The 18,273-nt window shown below is 67.7% G+C and carries 17 protein-coding genes and 1 riboswitch; of the genes, 5 read left to right on the plus strand and 12 right to left on the minus strand.

The features are described 5' to 3' along the window. Positions 1-41 precede the first annotated feature (41 nt). The 3 genes from VFW69_RS18025 to VFW69_RS18035 form a co-directional block, all read right to left on the minus strand. On the minus strand, positions 42-473 hold the full coding sequence (locus tag VFW69_RS18025) for a type II toxin-antitoxin system Rv0910 family toxin (protein ID WP_526503071.1): 432 nt from the start codon (positions 471-473) through the stop codon (positions 42-44). Positions 474-696: 223 nt separating this feature from the next. Beyond that, positions 697-1,500: an SDR family NAD(P)-dependent oxidoreductase gene (locus VFW69_RS18030; protein WP_526503073.1), complete on the minus strand. Its 804-nt coding sequence runs from the start codon at positions 1,498-1,500 to the stop codon at positions 697-699. A 4-nt stretch (positions 1,501-1,504) separates the two neighbouring features. Next, complete coding sequence (locus VFW69_RS18035) at positions 1,505-2,545, minus strand: SDR family NAD(P)-dependent oxidoreductase (RefSeq protein WP_526503075.1); 1,041 nt, start codon at positions 2,543-2,545, stop codon at positions 1,505-1,507. A 284-nt stretch (positions 2,546-2,829) separates the two neighbouring features. On the opposite strand from VFW69_RS18035, the gene VFW69_RS18040 reads away from it, so the two are divergent. Further along, on the plus strand, positions 2,830-3,240 hold the full coding sequence (locus tag VFW69_RS18040) for a group I truncated hemoglobin (RefSeq protein ID WP_526503077.1): 411 nt from the start codon (positions 2,830-2,832) through the stop codon (positions 3,238-3,240). 103 nt (positions 3,241-3,343) lie between these two features. After that, a complete protein-coding gene (locus VFW69_RS18045; RefSeq protein WP_526503079.1) occupies positions 3,344-4,102 on the plus strand; it encodes a methyltransferase domain-containing protein in 759 nt (252 codons plus the stop codon). 1 nt (position 4,103) lies between these two features. Here the strand turns inward: VFW69_RS18045 and VFW69_RS18050 are convergent, their stop codons facing one another. Together VFW69_RS18050 and lspA are read right to left on the minus strand one after the other, a co-directional pair. Then, the gene (locus VFW69_RS18050; RefSeq protein ID WP_526503081.1) at positions 4,104-5,030 is read right to left on the minus strand and encodes an RluA family pseudouridine synthase; all 927 of its coding nucleotides are present in this window, start codon (positions 5,028-5,030) and stop codon (positions 4,104-4,106) included. After that, positions 5,023-5,649, minus strand: a complete 627-nt coding sequence (lspA, locus tag VFW69_RS18055; RefSeq protein ID WP_526503083.1) for a signal peptidase II — start codon at positions 5,647-5,649, stop codon at positions 5,023-5,025. Before lspA ends, VFW69_RS18050 begins: the two co-directional genes overlap by 8 nt. 53 nt (positions 5,650-5,702) lie before the next feature. Between lspA and VFW69_RS18060 the strand changes: the two genes are divergently transcribed. Next, the gene (locus tag VFW69_RS18060) at positions 5,703-6,659 is read left to right on the plus strand and encodes an asparaginase (RefSeq protein ID WP_526503085.1); all 957 of its coding nucleotides are present in this window, start codon (positions 5,703-5,705) and stop codon (positions 6,657-6,659) included. On the opposite strand, the gene VFW69_RS18065 is transcribed toward VFW69_RS18060, so the two are convergent. Beyond that, entirely contained in the window at positions 6,624-8,033 is a 1,410-nt protein-coding gene (locus VFW69_RS18065; protein ID WP_526503087.1) for a DNA polymerase IV, read from the minus strand. The genes VFW69_RS18060 and VFW69_RS18065 overlap by 36 nt on opposite strands. A 52-nt stretch (positions 8,034-8,085) precedes the next feature. On the opposite strand from VFW69_RS18065, the gene VFW69_RS18070 reads away from it, so the two are divergent. Together VFW69_RS18070 and VFW69_RS18075 are read left to right on the plus strand one after the other, a co-directional pair. Further along, positions 8,086-8,649: a class I SAM-dependent methyltransferase gene (locus VFW69_RS18070; RefSeq protein ID WP_526503088.1), complete on the plus strand. Its 564-nt coding sequence runs from the start codon at positions 8,086-8,088 to the stop codon at positions 8,647-8,649. After that, positions 8,649-9,170, plus strand: a complete 522-nt coding sequence (locus VFW69_RS18075; protein ID WP_526503089.1) for a hypothetical protein — start codon at positions 8,649-8,651, stop codon at positions 9,168-9,170. Before VFW69_RS18070 ends, VFW69_RS18075 begins: the two co-directional genes overlap by 1 nt. Before the next feature lie 15 nt (positions 9,171-9,185). Here the strand turns inward: VFW69_RS18075 and ileS are convergent, their stop codons facing one another. The 6 genes from ileS to VFW69_RS18105 form a co-directional block, all read right to left on the minus strand. Continuing rightward, on the minus strand, positions 9,186-12,365 hold the full coding sequence (gene ileS, locus VFW69_RS18080; RefSeq protein ID WP_526503091.1) for an isoleucine--tRNA ligase: 3,180 nt from the start codon (positions 12,363-12,365) through the stop codon (positions 9,186-9,188). 273 nt (positions 12,366-12,638) lie between these two features. After that, positions 12,639-12,890 carry an Rv1535 family protein gene (locus VFW69_RS18085; RefSeq protein ID WP_526503093.1) on the minus strand — a complete coding sequence of 84 codons (252 nt, stop codon included), beginning with the start codon at positions 12,888-12,890 and terminating at the stop codon, positions 12,639-12,641. Positions 12,891-13,177: 287 nt separating this feature from the next. Beyond that, positions 13,178-13,363: riboswitch (M-box (ykoK) riboswitch) on the minus strand. A gap of 183 nt (positions 13,364-13,546) precedes the next feature. Continuing rightward, on the minus strand, positions 13,547-14,671 hold the full coding sequence (locus tag VFW69_RS18090; protein ID WP_526503095.1) for an NAD(P)H-dependent flavin oxidoreductase: 1,125 nt from the start codon (positions 14,669-14,671) through the stop codon (positions 13,547-13,549). A 32-nt stretch (positions 14,672-14,703) separates the two neighbouring features. Further along, positions 14,704-15,285: a carboxymuconolactone decarboxylase family protein gene (locus VFW69_RS18095; RefSeq protein ID WP_526503097.1), complete on the minus strand. Its 582-nt coding sequence runs from the start codon at positions 15,283-15,285 to the stop codon at positions 14,704-14,706. 62 nt (positions 15,286-15,347) lie between these two features. After that, positions 15,348-17,069, minus strand: a complete 1,722-nt coding sequence (locus VFW69_RS18100) for a fatty-acid--AMP ligase (RefSeq protein WP_526503099.1) — start codon at positions 17,067-17,069, stop codon at positions 15,348-15,350. Between the two features lie 116 nt (positions 17,070-17,185). Next, positions 17,186-18,273, minus strand: a 1,088-nt coding sequence (locus tag VFW69_RS18105; protein WP_526503101.1) for an MFS transporter, incomplete at its 5' end; no start/stop codon positions are given.

Genomic DNA, 18,273 nt, shown 5'->3' on the forward strand with positions numbered 1-18,273 from the left:
GCGACCGGCTTCGCCGCGCTTGCGATCGCCACGAAGCCTTTTTACCCGTACAACTCGACGAAGTTCTTCAGCGACTTCTGAACGTCGCCTTTGACGGCGCGGGCGGCCGCCGAGCCCACCGGACCGAACAGCGCCCGCCCGCCCAGTTCGAGGCGCAGACCCAGCGTCGATCCCTCGCCGGTGGGCCGCACGGTGAGCGTGACGGCGTATTTCGCCCCGCCTTTGCCGGATCCCGACATCGCGACCTCGTGCGGCGGATCCCACGTGGTCACCGTCCAGGTCACCCGGTTGCGAAGGCCCTTGGCCCGCGCCACGCCGACGATCTGGGTGCCCTCGGCGATCTCGTCGGGCAGTTCGCTGCGCCATCCTTCGTGCATGATCAGCCAGTCGCCCAAATCCGACAGATCGGAAACGTGGTCCCACATGTCCTGCGGGGTCATCGGGACATCGGCGGTCAGGTCCACAGCAGCCACCGCCTGAGCCTAGCGCCTCGTCACATCCGCCACTGCGGTCTCTCGGGGAGGCACACGGTCAGTTGCCCGCCTTAACGCGACAACGCGAGACGGCGCGCGGACGGGAGACGGACTGCGCGACAGCGGAAGACGGCGCGGGCCCACCAGTCGCTCAGAGACGGGCATTTCGCCACCTGTCCGGCGTCGAGACGGCTGTGATCCGGCGGCCGTGAGCGGCCGGTCGTCACTTCTTGGGGCCGCCGCGGAACCGGTTGCCGATCCGGATACCGGGCAACAGCAGGCTGCGCGGCGCGAACCGGCCGCCGGTGCTGACCACCTTGGGCACCACGCCGGGCACCACCGTGCGCCGGCCGGACAGCATGCCGCCGATCGCCGCCTCGGCCACGTCGCGCGGCGACACCTGCGCCATGGGAATGCTGAACCGCTCGGCGTTGGCGATCTCGGCCCACTCCGTCGGCACGGGTCCCGGGCACAGGCAGGTGACCGACACCCCCGTCCCGTGCAGCTCCTCGTGCACCGCTTCGGAGAACGTCTGCACGAAAGCCTTGGTGGCCGAATACACCGCCATGAAGGGAACCGGCTGAAAGCCCGCGATCGACGCGATGTTCATCACCGCGCCCGCACCGCGCTCGACCATGCCGGGCAACGTCGCGTGGGTGAGTTCCATCAACGCGAGCGCGTTGAGGGTGATCTCTTCGCTCTCGCGCTCCACCGGCAGCTCGTGAAACACCCCGCTGGTCCCGAAACCGGCGCTGTTGCACAGGCCCGCGATCGGCTCACTGCGCAGCCGCTCCGCCAGTTTGGCGCGGGCCTTGCCGTCGCTGAGGTCCAGCGGCAGCACCTCGACGGCGACCGAGTACTCCTGGCCCACCTTGTTGGCCAACTCGTCGAGGCGCTCGCGGCGACGCGCGACCAACAACAGGGGAAAGCCGCGGCGGGCCAGCCCGCGAGCCAGTTCGGCGCCGATGCCGGACGAGGCCCCGGTGATGACAACGGTGGTCTGAATGTCGGGTTTTGGAAGGCTCATGATGTCACCAATGTATCCCGCGGGTCGCCCGCACGAAGTTTTCGCTGCGCCTATTGAATTCTGTTGCATCGGTCGATGATTCATCTCCCTTTGCGGCACTGGAGTCGCTGAACATGACGAACGCACGGTTGCGCACCCGGTCCATCACCGCCGGGTTGACCGCGTCGGCGACGGCGGCGAATTGTCCGAACGGTGAGCTGGCCCGGCGGGGCCGGTGCACGATCGCGTCGGTGATCACGCCGGCCGCCTGCTCGGGCGTCAGCGCCGGGAACTTGTCGTAGAGCGTGGTCGGACTGATCATCGGCGTGCGCACCAACGCCATGTGCACCGTGGTGAACCGCACGTCGTCGTTCACGGTTTCGGCTTGCAGCGCGTCGCACAAACTGTCCAGTGCAGCCTTGCTGGCGATGTAGGCCCCGAACCGCGGCGCGCGGGTCTGCACGCCGACCGACGAGACGTTGAGGACGTGCCCGTATCCCCGCTCGCGCATTCCAGGGATGAACTTGAGGATCAGCTGTACCGCGCCCAGGTAGTTCAACTGCATGGTCCGCTGATAGTCGTGGATTCGGTCGTAGGACAGCTCGAGTGAGCGCCGAATCGAGCGCCCCGCATTGTTGATCAGGATGTCGACGCCGCCGAGATCGTCGAGCACCTGGTCGGCCATGGCGGCGATGGCGTCCATGTCGGTCAGGTCGCACGGGTAGACGTGGGCGGTCCCACCGTTGTCGCGGATCTCTTCGGCGACCTTCTCGAGGTTCTCCCGCGTGCGCGCCACCAGCGCCACCGCGCCGCCCGCTTCCGCGATCTTCTTAGCGGCGGCCTCACCGATGCCCGAGGAGCCGCCGGTGATCAGGGCGGTCTTGTCCGCCACGGACTCCGCGAGGGTGCGACCCTGGACGGCGTCGAGCAGATTCCTCAGATAGAACGGCCGATACCGCCCGGCCGAGTTCGGGGTGTTGACGATGTGAGACACCGCGGCCAGTGGCTTCTCCACCAGGTTCCCGATCGAGTTCTCCACCAAGTTCGTTAAGTCACCGAGATTCATCGGCTTTCGCTCCTGATGATGTGGGCCCCCCGACCGCAACCGGCCTGGCCATAGACCACGACCGCCTCACGGGGCTGTGCGAGTGATGTGACGTGCATCATTAAGCCAACCTAGGACATCAGTGGCCCACCCCGACGCAGATTGCGGTCATGTTTCACGACGCCCACTCTCACGGCTCGCCGGGCACAACCGCCAGCTGTGGGCAATCCGCTTGTTACACAAAGCAATCCGGGCGTGATCGCGCACTTACCGACCAGCAACGCCGAGATGTTCCAATCGTGCTCATGAGAATTCTGGCGCGCTTCGGAAAGTCGGCTCCGGCATCCATCTATGACCGGATCGGTGGGCACGAGGCGATCGGAGTCGTGGTCGAAGACTTCTACGTTCGGGTGCTTGCCGACGATCGGCTGTCCGGCTTCTTCACCGGCACGAAGATGAACCGCCTCAAGGGCAAACAGGTCGAGTTCTTCGCCGCCGCCCTGGGTGGCCCGGAGCCCTACGCCGGTGCCCCGATGAAGCAGGTGCACCAAGGCCGCGGGATCACCATGCACCACTTCAGTTTGGTGGTCGGGCATTTGGCCGACGCGCTGTCAGCCGCCGGGGTGCCGTCAGAGACGGTGACCGAGATACTCGGCGCGATCGCACCGTTGGCCCCCGAGATCGCGACGGCCGACGCCGGCAAGGTCCGGGTCTGACGGGTCCGCCCGGATTGCCGGGCGGGCTGTGGTCGGGGCGCCACCGACGGCCATGGCGGCAATCTCGGCTTGCGCGCATGCGACAGTGCCTAGCATGCCTGACATGCGCCGCACATTTGACGATCTGATCGCCGAGGCGGACGCCGCCCCGGTCGATGGCTGGGAATTTTCGTGGCTGGACGGCCGGGCCACCGAGGAACGCCCGTCATGGGGTTATCAGCGCCTGCTCAGGGGCCGGTTGGCGACGGTGTCGGCCGCGCTGGACATTCACACCGGCGGCGGGGAGGTGTTGTCCGGCGCGGCACCGTTCCCACCCGCCATGGCGGCCGTCGAGACGTGGCCGCCGAACGCCGCGCTGGCCACCCAGCGCCTGCATCCGCTCGGCGTGGTGGTCGTCGCGACTCGGGACGAGCCGCCGCTGCCGTTCGCCGATGCCGCCTTCGACCTGGTGACCACGCGTCATCCGATCTCCGTCTGGTGGACCGAGATCCTTCGGGTGCTCCGGCCGGGCGGCACGTACTTCGCGCAGCACATCGGCCCGGCCACCATGGGCGAGTTGGTCGAGTACTTCATCGGGCCGCAGCCGCAGAAGTGGGCCGAGTTTCATCCGGACGCCGTGCGCGCGCAGGCCGAGGCGGCCGGGCTGCAGATCGTGGATGTGCGGATGGAACGGATGCGGGCCGAGTTCTTCGACGTCGGCGCCGTCGTGTACTTCCTGCGCAAGGTGATCTGGACGGTCCCCGGCTTCACCGTTCAGCGCTACCGCGACCGGCTGACCGAACTGCACGAGCGCATCGAATCCGACGGACCGTTCGTCGCCCACTCCGTGCGGCTGCTCGTCGAGGCCCGCAAGCCCGGGTGAGTCAGCCCTCGTCGCGCAACACGTCCAGCGCGTGCTGCAGGTCGGGTGGGTAGGGGCTGACGATCTCGATCCGCCTGCCGTCGGCCGGATGGGTGAACGACAGCGAGCGGGCATGCAGCCATTGGCGTTCCAGCCCAAGCTTTTTCGCGAGTTTGGGGTCGGCGCCGTAGACGAGGTCACCGCAGCACGGGTGATGCAGCGCGGAGAAATGCACCCGAATTTGGTGCGTGCGGCCGGTTTCCAGGTGCACGTCGAGCAGACTGGCGGCGACGAACGCCTCCACGGCGTCGTAGTGGGTGAGGCTGTGGCGGCCGTCCTTGGTGACCGCGAACTTCCACTCGCCGCCGCGGTGCCGTCCGATCGGCGCGTCGATGGTCCCGCTGGAGGGATCCGGATGTCCTTGCACCAGAGCGTGATAGCGCTTGTCGACGGTGCGCTGCTTGAACGCCCGCTTGAGTAGGGTGTAAGCCCGTTCGGACAGCGCCACCACCATCACCCCGGACGTGCCGACGTCGAGGCGATGCACAATCCCCTGCCGCTCGGGCACCCCCGAGGTGGTGATCCGGTAGCCGGCGGCGGCCAGGCCGCCGAGCACCGTGGGTCCGGTCCAGCCCACCGACGCGTGCGCGGCAACCGCTGCCGGCTTGTCGACCGCGACGATGTCGTCGTCGGAGTACAGGATCGTCATGCCCTCGATGTCGACGGGCGTATTCTGCAGCGGCGCGGGCGCCTCGGGCAGGCGCACCTGCAGCCAGGCGCCGCCGCTCAGCCGGTCGGACTTGCCGGCCTGCACGCCGTCGAGTTCGACGCCGCCGTCCTCGGCCAAGGCGGCCGCCGCGCTCCGCGACAACCCCAGCAGTCGTGCCAGCCCGGCATCCACGCGCATGCCCGCCAGTCCCTCCGGGACGGGCATCGAGCGGTCACTCACCCGCGTGGTCTCCGCCGTCGCCGTTGCGCCGACCCACGGAGTCGAAGTCGAACCCGAAGATCGACAGCACCACGAGCAGGATGGCGCCGCCGACCACCGAGGGATCGGCGACGTTGAACACCGGCCACCAGCCGACCGACAGGAAATCCACCACGTGCCCGCGAAGCGGTCCGGGGGCGCGGAAGAAGCGATCGACGAGGTTGCCCATGGCACCGCCGAGGATCATGCCCAGGCCCACCGCCCACCAGGGCGACACCAGCCGCCGCCCCATCCAGAAGATGCCGACGACCACTCCGGTTGCGATCAGGGTCAGCACCCAGGTGTAGCCGGTCGCCATCGAGAAGGCCGCACCCGAATTGCGCACCAGGGTCCAGGTCACGGTGTCGCCGATGATCGGCACCGGCTGACCGGGCGGCAGCAGTTTGACGGCAATAACCTTGGTGACGACGTCGAGGGCCAGGACTATCGCCGCGATCGACAGCAGCAGCCGCAGCCGCCTTGGCGCAGGAACGGGTGCCGCGTCGGTTTCCGGCTCCGCGTCCCGCCCGACCGGGGCGACCTCACCAGCCCCTTCGGCTGAGGTCACCGGCTCAGTCGACTTCGTTGGTTCTTCAGGCACTTCCCCATCATCCCCTACCGCCCACGCAGGCTAGCCATGTTCGCGCAGCGGCGATGCGCAATGATGCCAGCATGGCCCGCCTCACCGTGATCGCCACCGGAGGCACGATATCGACCGGCACCGGCGCTGACGGGGTGCACCGACCCTCGTACAGCGGGGCGGATCTGACGGCGCCCTTCCTTGAACAGCACGACGTGGACGTCATTGACCTGCTGGCGGTCGACAGCTCGGAGCTGACGCTGGCCGATTGGGACCGGATGCGCGACGCGGCGACGGCCGCAGTCGACGGTGGCGCCGACGGTGTGGTGGTGCTTCATGGCACCGACACCATGGAGGAAAGCGCGCTGTGGCTCGATCTCACCTATGCGGGTCACGCCCCGGTCGTGTTGACCGGCGCCATGCGCAGCTCGGACGCCCCCGACGCCGACGGGCCGGCCAATGTGCGCGACGCCCTGGCGGTGGCGGCCAGCCCGGCCGCCCGTGATCTGGGCGTGGTGATGTGTTTCGCCGGCCGGGTGCTGCAACCGCTGGGCATGAGCAAGGTGGCCACCGAGGACCTGAGCGGCTTCACCGGTCAGCTGCTCGGCACCGTGACCGGTGGTGTGGCGCTGAACGGCCCGAAGACACGCCCGTACGTCGGCGATCTGCGGGCCGCCGCCGCGCCGCGCGTCGACATCGTCGCGGCGTACCTGGGCAGTGACGCGGTGGCCCTCGATGCGTGCGTGGCCGCCGGGGCGCGGGCCGTGGTGCTCGAGGCGTTGGGTTCGGGAAACGCCGGGCCCGCGGTGGTCGACGCGGTGCGCCGGCACTGCGGCGACGGGGTCGTCGTCGCGGTTTCCACCCGCGTCCCCGGCGGGCGGGTAGGCGCCAGTTATGGCCCCGGGCACGACATGGCGGCCGCCGGGGCGGTGATGGTGCCGCGGCTGCGACCGTCTCAGGCGCGCGTCCTGCTGATCGCCGCGCTGGCCGCGGAGCTACCGGTCGCCGACGTCGTCGCCCGGTGGGGCTGACAGCGCATCGGCCTGCAGCCCGCCGGCGTAATCGGGCCAATCCAGTGAATCCACCGGGTTGGCGCGCACCAGGTCGCCGCCGTCGGCGGGAAACGTCCGGGCCGGGCCGGGGCCGGAGCTGCGCGTTTCGAATCGCGCGGTGACCACGCCGTGGCCCGCGCCCTGCACCCAGCCGTGCCCGAGCTCGCAGTGGGCCACGTCGTCACCGATCCGCCAACCGGCGGCCTCTCCCGCCGGGGCGCTGGGCCCATACATGGCCTCGGTCGCGGTTTCAACCGACGGCGAACCCGGTTGCGGCTCCGGCAGTTCCAGGTCCGGAAACAGGGATTCCTGGCGCACGTCGCTCAGCCCCGAAAAGCCCACGCCGAGAAGGCGAATGGGCCCGATTTCGCGCGGATCGAGCAGCAGCCGCCTGGCCATGCCCATCAGCGCGGTGACCTCGGTGGTGGCATAGGGCAGCGTCGCGGACCGGGTCAGCGTGCTCATGTCCGATTTCTTCAACTTGACGGTGACGGTGCGCGCGCCGCGGCCGTCGCGCAGCAGGCGGTGATGGGCGTGCTCGGCGATCGGCTCGATGGCTTCACGCAACTGCTCCAGGCTGGTCAGGTCGACGGCGAAGGTCGATTCGGAGCTGATCTGCTTGGCCTCGGCGCGCTCGGCGACCGGACGGTCGTCGATACCGCGAGCCAGCCGGTGCAGCGCCGGCCCGATCGTGGCGCCCAGAATGTTGGCCGCCTCGGCCTCGGTCAGCGCGGCCAGCTCGCCGACGGTCTCGATGCCGAGACGATGCAGCCTCTCCTCGGCGACCGGGCCGATCCCCCACAGCCGGCGCACCGGCAGCCCGCCGAGCAGCAGTCGTTCTTCGTCGCGGCGCACCACCCGAATCCCGTCGGGCTTGGCCAGTCCGGAGGCGATCTTGGCAATCTGCTTGCCCGAGCCGGCGCCCACCGAGGCGATCAGGCCGGTGTGGTCGCGGACCCGTCGCCGCAGGTCCTCGCAGAACGCCTCCACGTCCTCGGCGGGCGCCCCGGCGAGTTGGGCGGGTTCGCCGAAACCCTCGTCGAAGGACAACTGCTCGACGACGGGCACCACGGCGCGAATGGTGTCGAAGACGCGCCGGCTGGCCAGCCCGTACACCACGCCGCGCGGCGGCAGCACCACTGCACTCACACCGACCAGCCGGCGGGCCTGATGCATGGGCATGGCAGAGCGAGCCCCGAACACGCGCGCCTCGTAGCTGGCCCCGGCCACCACGCCGCGCCCGCCCACACCGCCGACGAGCACCGGACGCCCGCGCAGCGTCGGGCGGGTGAGTTGCTCGACGGAGGCGAAAAACGCATCCATGTCCAGGTGCAGCACCCACCGCGACTCCACAGGCTCGATGCTAGGGCCCACACGAAGGGCCAGTTGGACTAACGTTTTCGCCATGGCCATGAACCTGGCGCACCGCCGGATCTGCAGCTCGAAGCGCTGGGCCAGGGCGGTCGAGGAGGACCTGCTGCCGTGGGTGCTCGCCGATGTGGACCTGGGCGACAACACGCTCGAGATCGGGCCCGGTTACGGCGCGATCCTGCGGGTGCTGGTCGACAAGACGCCGCGGCTCACCTCGGTGGAGATCGACTCGCCGATGGCCGAGCGCCTACAGCGGCTCTACGGCGACCGGGCGCGCATCATCAACGGCGACGCCACCGCCACCGGGTTGCCGTCCGGCGATTTCAGCTCGGTGGTGTCGTTCACCATGCTGCATCATGTTCCGACCGCCGAGCTGCAGGACCGGTTGTTCGCCGAGGCGTTCCGGGTTCTTCGCCCCGGTGGGGTGTTCGCCGGCAGCGACAGCGTGACCTCGCTGCCGTTCCGGATCCTGCATTTCCGTGACACCTGCACCACGGTGTCACCGGATACCTTGCCGGATCGATTGCGCGCGGCGGGGTTTGATCGCGTCGAGGTCGAAGTTCGCGGAGGCCGGCTGCGCTGGCGCGCGGTCAAATAATGGACACCGGGCCCGGCGACGCGGCCGTCCCGTCCGGGGGCGCGCCGCCGACGACGCGATGGGCGCGGCTGCGTCATCAATGGGACCAGCGGCTGCAACCCGGGGAGCAAACCACGGTGCTGGCCTGGGCGTCGTTCACCCTCACCTTCGCCGGCCTGCGCGGCCTCACCCACTGGATTCGCGCCGGCCATGGGCCTTCCGGTGGCGGTATGTCTGTGGGCGGCAATCACTTCCACCACTACAACATCGGCATCGGCATGCTGGCGACGGTGGCCGGTGTGGGGCTGCGCGGAAGCGACAAGCAACGGCGGCATCCCGCGGCCGCGGTGGCGTACGGCGCCGCGAACGCCATGATCGTCGACGAGCTCGCGCTGTTGTTGGACCTCAAGGACGTCTACTGGGCATCGGAGGGTCGCAAGAGCGTCGACGTCGCGGTCGGCCTGATCGCCACAGGGGCGACGGTGGCAGCTGGCATGCCGTTCTGGCCGCATGCCCACCGGGCGCTGGACTCTCGCGCCTGACCGTTTCCGGGATGGCTATGCCCTGGCGATGCTCACCCGCACGCCGTCACCGATTTCGGCACCGTCGGCCGGATCGCCGAATTCGAAACTCGTGGCCAGAATTTCACCCGCGATGAGGTCGCGGTGGGTGCGCGCCCAGTCGACGCGCTCATCGGGCACCGCCATCACCACCGAAATCCGGTCGGACACATCCAAACCCGTCGATTTGCGCAGCTCCTGCAGCTCGCGGATCCGGTCCTTGGCCCAGCCTTCGGCCTCGAGCTCCGGGGTCACCGTGCCGTCCAGCACCACCAGCCCCGCCCCGTCGGGCAATGCCGCGGTGAATTCCGGGTCGGCCGCGACCAAACGCGAGCTGTATTCCTCGGGTTGCAGCACCGCGGGTCCGGCGGTCAGCGTGCCGTCCGAATTGACGACGCCCTCCCCCGCCTTGACCGCCTTGATGGCCGCCTGCACATCCTTGCCCAGCCGCGGCCCGGCTACCCGCGCGTTGACGGTGAGCTCGAAGCGCCCGTAGGCGTCGATCGCGTGGGTCAGCTCGACGCTCTTGACATTGAGTTCGTCGGCGATGAGGTCGACGAACGGCTCCAGTCGCTGTGGATTATCCACCGCCACCGTCAGTTTCGGCAGCGGCAGCCGCACCCGCAGCTTCTTGGCCTTGCGCAACGACGATGCGGCCGAGCAGACCTCGCGGACCTGATCCATCGCGGCGACCAGGTCGGGGTCGACGGGCACGTCGCCGGCTTGCGGCCAATCGGTCAGGTGCACCGACCGCGCAGAAGTCAGGCCGCGCCAGACGATCTCTGTCACCGAGGGAAGCAGCGGCGCGGCCAGCCGCGCGGTTACCTCCAGCACGGTGTGCAAGGTGTCGATGGCATCGACATCCTCCTCCCAGAACCGCGAACGCGACCGTCGCACATACCAGTTCGTCAGCGCCTCGGTGAACTGGCGCAGCTGTTCGCAGGCCCGCGAGATATCGCAGGTGTCCATCTCCTGGGTCAGGTCGTCGCGCAGCTCGGCGAGCTTGGCCAGGATGTAGCGGTCCAGCACCTGCGTCGAATCGGTGCGCCAGGTACCGACTTTGGGCGCGTAGAGGGCCAGGAAACTGTAGGCGTTCCAGAACGGCAACAGCACCTGGCGCACGCCCTCGCGGATGCCCTGCTCGGTGACGATGAGATTGCCCCCGCGCAAAATCGGCGAGGCCATCAGGAACCAGCGCATGGCGTCGGAGCCGTCGCGCTCGAACACCTCGCTGACATCGGGATAGTTGCGCAGCGACTTGCTCATCTTCTGGCCATCGGAGCCCAGCACGATGCCATGTGCCACACAGGTTTTGAAGGCGGGACTGTCGAACAGCCCGGTGGCCAGCACGTGCAGCGTGTAGAACCAGCCGCGGGTCTGCCCGATGTACTCGACGATGAAGTCGCCGGGGTAATGTGCTTCGGCATCTCCCGCCGCCCCGCCCAGAAACCACTCCTGGTTCTCGAACGGGAAGTGCACCTGGGCGTACGGCATTGACCCCGAGTCGAACCACACGTCGAGCACGTCGGGTATCCGCCGCATCGTGCTGACACCGGTCGGATCGTCGGGGTTGGGCCGGGTCAGCTCGTCGATGAAGGGCCGGTGCAGGTTGGTGGGCCGCACCCCGAAGTCGCGTTCGAGTTCGTCGAGGCTGCCGTAGACGTCGATCCGCGGGTACGCGGGGTCGTCGGACTTCCACACCGGAATCGGGCTGCCCCAGTAGCGGTTCCGCGAGATCGACCAGTCGCGAGCGCCCTGCAGCCACTTGCCGAACTGGCCGTCCTTGACATGCTCGGGGTACCAGGTGATCTGCTGGTTGAGTTCGACCATCCGGTCCCGGATTTCGGTGACCGCGACGAACCACGACGACACCGCCCGATAGATCAGCGGATTGCGGCAGCGCCAGCAATGGGGATAGGGGTGCTCGTAGGTTTCGTGGCGAAGTAGCACCGCGCCGTTGGCGCCGGCGGGACCGCTACCGTTCTTCAGGTCGCGGATGATGTGCGGGTTGGCGTCAAAGACGTGCTGCCCCTGGTAATCCGGAACTCCCGCGTCGAACCGCCCCTTGGAATCGACCGGCGTGACCGGGGAGATGCCGGCCTTGTCGGTGGTCGCCATGTCGTCCTCGCCGTAGGCCGGCGCCAAGTGCACGATGCCGGTGCCGTCCTCGGTGGTGACGAACTCGCCGGGCAGGACCTGAAATGCGTTGTCCGTATCCATGAAATACGGAAACGGGGGCAGGTATCGGGTGCCGAGCAGGTCGGCGCCGAGATGGGTGGCCAGGATCTCGGGTTCTTCGCCCAACTCGCGGGCGTAGGCGGCGAGCCTCGGTTGCGCGAGGACGAAACGCCTGCCGTCGGCCCTGACCTCGACGTAGGTCACGTCGGGGTTGACGGCGACGGCCAGGTTGGACGGCAGGGTCCACGGCGTCGTCGTCCACACCAGCAGGTGGGCCCCGTCCAACGGTCCGCCGACCACCTTGAACCCCACCGTGAGGGCGGGATCCTGGCGGCTCTGGTACACGTCGTCGTCCATCCGCAGTTCGTGGTTGGACAGCGGGGTTTCGTCGCGCCAGCAGTAGGGCAACACCCGGTAGCCCTCGTAGGCCAGGCCCTTGTCCCAGAGCTGTTTGAACGCCCAGATCACCGATTCCATGTAGGGCAGGTCCAGCGTCTTGTAGTCGTTGTCGAAGTCGACCCAGCGCGCCTGGCGGGTGACGTAGGCCCGCCACTCGTCGGTGTAGCGCAGCACCGAGGCGCGGCAGGCGTCGTTGAACGCGGCGATGCCCATGTCGTCGATCTGCGATTTGTCGGTGATGCCCAGCTGGCGCTCGACTTCGAGTTCGGCCGGCAGGCCGTGGGTGTCCCAGCCGAAGCGGCGCTCCACCTTGTAGCCGCGCATCGTGCGGTAGCGCGGGACGATGTCTTTGACGTAGCCGGTGAGCAGGTGCCCGTAGTGGGGCAGCCCGTTGGCGAACGGCGGCCCGTCGTAGAACACGTATTCCGGTGCGCCGTCACGACGCGCGATGCTGGCCCGGAAGGTGTCGTCGCGGGCCCAGTAGTCCAGCACCTCGAGCTCGAGCGCGGGGAAGTCGGGCGCCCCTGGCTTCGGGTAGGCCTGGACGGAGTCCACGAGCTGAGCATCGAGGTCAGCTTCGGGGCCGGATGTATCGGTCACGATGCGCGTTGTCTCCTGTGCCACGGTGCAAACCGGGGACGACGACGCGCCGGCTGCGCGAGCGCCGCGGTACCACCCCGCTTGCCGCGCTTTCGCGTGGCCACTCGATCAGGGCTGTGACGGGCCTACCCGTTCGGTTCTACTGAGCCAGGACGGCTGTTCTTCCGAAGGCTCCCCGGTGATGGCCGGATCGACGCCAGTAGAACGATTGTACGAAGACCCGCAAATTCGGGCGCACTCCAAGGGGTCTCGACGTCCATCGAAGTTCGGCTTTCAGGCCCGCACTTCGAGGACGCCAACCCGCCACAGCGCCGCGTACACGTGACGCAGCGGGACGCTTAGCAGGCGAGCGGCGCCGTCCACCAGCGGGTCACCACCGGCGCCGAACGGCGGGTGGTCTTCGCGGCGGCGGGCCTTGGCCTCCGGAGCCGGAGCGGGCACCGGAAACGGGTCGGTGTCGCGGACCACGGTCAGCGTGCGGGCGGGCGCTACGGTCATTACTTCGTCGTAGAAAGCTGCGGTCATTTTCGCCTCCTATGAGGGGAGATCCAACGGGGACTGATTGGACTGACGTGTCCCGTCCCGTGTCGATTCCGATCTGAAGAACGCTTGGGCGATAACCACTTAGCGTTGCGACGACTCAGCCGAGAAGGTCGCGCCGGAGACCGGATCGGGACGAAACACAGTTCGGACTTCGGTCCGGACTATCGCTAGAAATCATGTGTCCCTCACCTCCTCGCGGTCACGACGCATGCGCGGGTCGCATGCAATCTATGCGCAGCAGGAGAGCAGAACCCGACGACCGTCGGAGATCCGCACCCCTCTCGTCAGAGCTTCGGCACCACACGACGTGTCCTGGCCTGGAAAACCAATCCGAGCCGGAAGCCACCTGGGCTCAACCCTTAAGCCGGGAGGAGCTGTCCTGACCCGGGGCGTCTCTCGACGTTCGGGGTCAGTGGCCTGTATTCGTGTAGACGCCTCACCTAGCGAGGTGCTTACCGGACCGATCATGCACGACGGGTATGACGCGGTCAAATCCCTGGATAGCGTGTCGGAGATTCTGTACGGATTCATGAGGGGTGCACACAGCATCCCGCCAGGTTCACGGTGTTGTCCTGGGCATTTGCCGCTATAGCGGTCAGGAGAACGTCAACGCGGCGTCGTTGTCGATCCGCCCGGCATCACTTCTCGACCAGGCCGTCGAGCCGGCCGATGGTGTCGATGAACTCGTCGACCATGTCGAGCACCACAGAGCGCGTCGGGCGGACCCGGTCGAGCGAGCCCACCACCTGCCCGACGAAGTAGGTGGCCAGCTCACGCGCCTTGGCGCCCTGGTGGGCGGCGGCCTGGTTGATGCGCACCTGCGGCTCGGTGATCAGCGCGGTCTGCAACGGCATGCCCAGCGGATCCGGGTTTTCCGGCCGCTCCCACTCGTCGGTCCAGGCCGTCCGCAGCATCCGTGCCGGCTTGCCCGTCATCGAGCGCGACCGCACCGTGTCCGAGGAGCTGGCGGCCAGGAACTTCTCCTTGACCACGGGCACCGTCTCGGCTTCTACGGTGGTCAGCCACACCGAGCCGCACCACACGCCCTCGGCGCCCAGGGCCAGCGCCGCGGCGATCTGGCGACCACGGGCGATTCCGCCGGCGGCGAGGACGGGCACCGGCGCTACGGCATCGACGACCTCGGGCACCAAGACCATGGTTGCCACCTCGCCGGTATGACCGCCCGCCTCGGTGCCTTGCGCGACGATCAGGTCGACGCCCGCGGCGGCGTGCCGTTGCGCGTGGCGGGTGGTGCCGGCCAGCGCGGCCACCAGTACGTCCTGGTCGTGCGCGCGGTGGACGAGGTCCGCCGGGGGCGGCCCGAGCGCGCTGGCGACCAGCCGGATGTCATGGGAGAAGGCCACGTCGAGCAGTGGCTCGTACATCTTGGGCGAGACGCTCAGGCCGCCCCCGGAGCCGCGCGGCTCCTCGGCGGTCGCCGTGACGCCGTAGCGGCCCAGGAGCTCCTCGACGAACGCGCGATGCTCGTCGGGCAGCAGGGTGCGGGCCTGTGTGGTGTCAATGCCGCCTTGCTCGGCGCCGACGTATTTGGGCGGCACCAGCAAGTCGACTCCGTACGGCTTGCCCCCCGTCTGCTCCTCGATCCAGGTCAGCTCGCTCTGCAGGCGTCGGGGACTGTGGGCGGTGGCGCCCAGGACGCCGAAGCCGCCGGCATTGGTCACCGCCGCCACCACGTCGCGGCAGTGACTGAAGGCGCAGATCGGGAATTCGACTCCGAGCATCTCGGCGACCCTGGTTCTCATTGCCCGACGCTAAAGAGCTACGGATTGATATGTCAATCGATTACGCCGTCCGCAGGCGGTCGGCCGTCCGGCGGCCAGCTGGACACGCCCTCTTCGAGCGGGACCTGAAGGCTGTGCAGGATCGACGCGACCATCCGCCACGCGCCGATGGCGGTGACGAGCTCGACGAGAACCGTTGTGTCGCCCTTCAATTCACGCTCACACGCCGCCCAGCTCTCGGCGCTCACCGCACCGCCACGCACCACGTCGTCGGTCGCGGCCAGCACAGCGCGCTCGGTGGGGCCGAACCCCGCGTGCGTTTGCCAGTCGCGCACCCCGAGCAGGTCGTCGGGGGCCACGCCCAGCCTCGACGCGACCCGCCAATGCTGTGTCCATTCGTAGTCGCACGCGGTGAGCCAGCCGATTCGCATGATCACCAACTCGCGCAACCGCGGGTCGAGCGCACCGTGCCACAGCATGGTGGCGAGCAGATCGTTGATTGCGCGCGCCAGCGGCGGATGGTTGAGAAGCACCTGGAAGATGCTGAGTTCGGCCATGTAGTTGGGCACGGCAGCTTCGTCCGCGGCGGCTTTGGCCTCACGGGGCGGCAGTCCCGGGACACGGGCTGTTGTCATGGTCTGAGCATCCCACGCGCTTGGCGCAAATGCCGCCGACGCTCTGGGGGTTGGGCTAACGCCTAAGCGTCCAAGCGCGCGAACTGATTCTGCCGGTACTGCTCAACACAGGCCGCTCGCCTGACCTTGCCGCTGGTGGTGATGGGGATCGAACCGGGAGCTACCACAACGAGGTCCGCCACACCCAACCCATGTGAATTGGATATCGCCGAGGCGACTTTACGTTTGACGGCCAGAAGCTTTTCTGACGCGACCTCCGCGGAGTCGCCGTTCTTCTTGAATTCGATTATCGCGACCAGCTTTTCGGTCTCGTTGTCGGCAACCGCGATCGCCACACAGCGGCCCCGCGTGATCTCCTGGATCGTCGCCTCGATGTCGTCGGGAGAGTGGTTGCGCCCGTAGACGATCAAAAGATCCTTGATGCGCCCCATCACGAACAACTCGCCATCCGAGACGAAACCCAAATCGCCGGTCCGCAGCCACGGCTCCTCGGGTGTACCCGTCGACGGATTGACGAGTTTCGCGCGGAACGTCTGGTTCGTCTCGTCGCGTTTGCCCCAATACCCCGTCGCCACGTTGTCGCCGTGCACCCAGATCTCACCGGTCGTTCCGTCCGGACACTCGGTGCCGGTCTCGGGATCGACGATCCGCACCATCGGCGAGGGCGGCAGCTCATAACCGACCAGCGGGGTCCCGCTGCTTACACAGGGCTCCGCACGGCCGGCGGACAACGCATCGGAATCGAAGCGGACGATCCGCGGGGGGTGACCGGACGCGCTGGTCGCCACATACAAGACTGCCTCGGCCAGTCCATACGAGGGGCGAAGCACCGTGTGGTCCAGATTGAACTTGGCGAACCGCTCGGAGAAGCGCCGCAGCGTCGCCGCATGTATACGCTCGCTACCACTGATGAACGCCACCACGTCACCGAGGTCAAGCCCGGCCATGTCCTCGTCCGTGGTTTTTCGCACCGCCAGTTCGTAAGCAAAGTTCGGTCCCGCCGTAACGGCACGCCTATGAGTCGCCATCAGCTGCATCCAACGGGCGGGGCGCTCCAGGAAAGCCACCGGGCTCATGAGAACGGCGTGAACTCCGCCGAGGACCGGTTTACAGATTCCCGCCATCAGGCCCATGTCGTGGTAGAACGGCAGCCACGACACGACGGTCATGTCCATGCCGGAATCCGCGAAGTAGGCCTTCACCCACTGTTGGAAATTGGCCAGCACGTTTTCATACGAGATCATGACGCCGGCGGGCCGGCGCGTCGATCCGGACGTGTATTGCAGGTAGGCGGTATCGGACCGGCTGCTGCCGCCGTCGGACGCTGCTCTGGCGTCCAGGTCCAGGGAGTCGATCTCGATGACCGACGGACTGGAACCACCGTCGCGCGACTGGACATACTCGGCGACATTGCCGACGACTGAGGACGTTGTGAGGATGACCGACGGCGACGTGTCCTGCAGGACCGAGTCAACCCGTTCGTCATGGACCCCGCCAGTGGGGGCCGAAAGCGGCACCGCGATGAGCCCGGCCTGCAATGCGCCGAGAAATGCGGCGATGTACTCGAGCCCCTGTGGTGCCAATATCACCGCCCGGTCACCGCTGGATGCGCTGCGGCTGAGCTCGTGTGCAACGTTCGAAGTTCTGCGATACAGCTGAGACCAGGTCAGCGTTTCGGGGATTCCGGCCCAATCCTGCTCGTAATCCATGAACGTGAACGCTGGATCGTTGGGCTGCAAACTTGCACGCTCACGCAGCACATCCGGAATGGACGTCTCAAACACCTGCCTGAGATTACCGGGGCCCTCGCTGCTGGATGTTCGAAAAGGGCAAATTGGGCTAACTGTGGTTGCGCCGCCGACCGCCCGCGTTGGACGGGCTAGGTGCGGCGCAGAGGCAGCTACAGGTCAGCGGCCATTTTGGCTTCCTGCGCCCGCGCCACGTCCTGCGCGCTGTAGCCGATGAACAGCGCCACCGCACCCAGCAGGACGACCGCCCCGGCGAGCCACAGCAAACCATAGGTATAGCCACGGTCGAGCGCATCCAGCTGGGCGGCATTCATGGACTTCGCCGGGCCGCTGATGCCGCCCAGGGACAGCGTGTGCGAGGTGATGGCGGCCTGGATGACGGACAGCACCACCGGCCCGCCCAGACCCTGCAGCATTACCGCGAGGGCCGAGGTGGGCCCGATGCGGTCGGGACCGACGCTGGCAATCACCGCCAGCGAAAGCGGCACTACGGTCAATGCGACACCGACAGCGGCGACGACGATCGGTAGCGCAAGGTCAGGAAAGTATGGGACACCGCGGTGCAGATGCGAGGCGTACAGCGCGCCGCCGAACATCAGGATGCTGCCGCCGATCACCACCACCCGCGGCGGGAACGACACCACCAGCCTCGAGGCCGCGCCGAGCCCGACGGCCGCCGCTGCGAAGAACGGGATGAAGGCGAGACCGGATTGGAGCGTGTTGTAGCCCATGATGTCCTGCACGTACACGGTGACCACGAGCATCAGCGTCATGATCACCCCACCGGTGAGAAACAAGGCCGCGAACGTGGCGAGCCGATTGCGGTCGGCGAACAAGCTGAATGGCAGGACCGGGTTCTCCGCCCTGCGCTCGACCACGGCGAAAGCGGTGAAAGCCGCCAGAGCCACCGCACCCGCCCCGATGGTGGCAGCCGACAGTACTCCCTTCCCCGATTGCGTCGAGAAGCCGAGGACCACCGCGGTGACGCCCACTGTGGCCAGCACGGCCCCGGCGGCATCGAGCTTCATCCGCTCCTTCTGGGTTTCCCGAAGCGCGATGCGGGCCAGGTAGAGTGCAAGCAGCCCGATCGGTGCGGTCACGAAAACCGCCAGCCGCCACGACACTTCGGTGATTATCCCGCCCACCACCAGACCCAACACTGAGCCGACGCTTCCCATCGCGGTGAACATCGCCATCGCGCCATTGCGTAAACGGCCCTTGGGGAACGTTGTCGCGACCA

The organism is Mycobacterium sp. (assembly GCF_036273375.1).
Taxonomy (GTDB): Bacteria; Actinomycetota; Actinomycetes; order Mycobacteriales; family Mycobacteriaceae; genus Mycobacterium.

Coding starts and splice junctions, on each gene's coding strand:
- VFW69_RS18030 (WP_526503073.1), bottom strand. CDS start 1,500: ATGAGCCTTCCAAAACCCGACATTCAGACCACCGTTGTCATCACCGGG.
- VFW69_RS18035 (WP_526503075.1), bottom strand. CDS start 2,545: ATGAATCTCGGTGACTTAACGAACTTGGTGGAGAACTCGATCGGGAAC.
- VFW69_RS18040 (WP_526503077.1), top strand. CDS start 2,830: ATGAGAATTCTGGCGCGCTTCGGAAAGTCGGCTCCGGCATCCATCTAT.
- VFW69_RS18045 (WP_526503079.1), top strand. CDS start 3,344: ATGCGCCGCACATTTGACGATCTGATCGCCGAGGCGGACGCCGCCCCG.
- VFW69_RS18060 (WP_526503085.1), top strand. CDS start 5,703: ATGCGCAATGATGCCAGCATGGCCCGCCTCACCGTGATCGCCACCGGA.
- VFW69_RS18070 (WP_526503088.1), top strand. CDS start 8,086: ATGGCCATGAACCTGGCGCACCGCCGGATCTGCAGCTCGAAGCGCTGG.
- VFW69_RS18075 (WP_526503089.1), top strand. CDS start 8,649: ATGGACACCGGGCCCGGCGACGCGGCCGTCCCGTCCGGGGGCGCGCCG.
- VFW69_RS18085 (WP_526503093.1), bottom strand. CDS start 12,890: ATGACCGCAGCTTTCTACGACGAAGTAATGACCGTAGCGCCCGCCCGC.
- VFW69_RS18090 (WP_526503095.1), bottom strand. CDS start 14,671: ATGAGAACCAGGGTCGCCGAGATGCTCGGAGTCGAATTCCCGATCTGC.
- VFW69_RS18095 (WP_526503097.1), bottom strand. CDS start 15,285: ATGACAACAGCCCGTGTCCCGGGACTGCCGCCCCGTGAGGCCAAAGCC.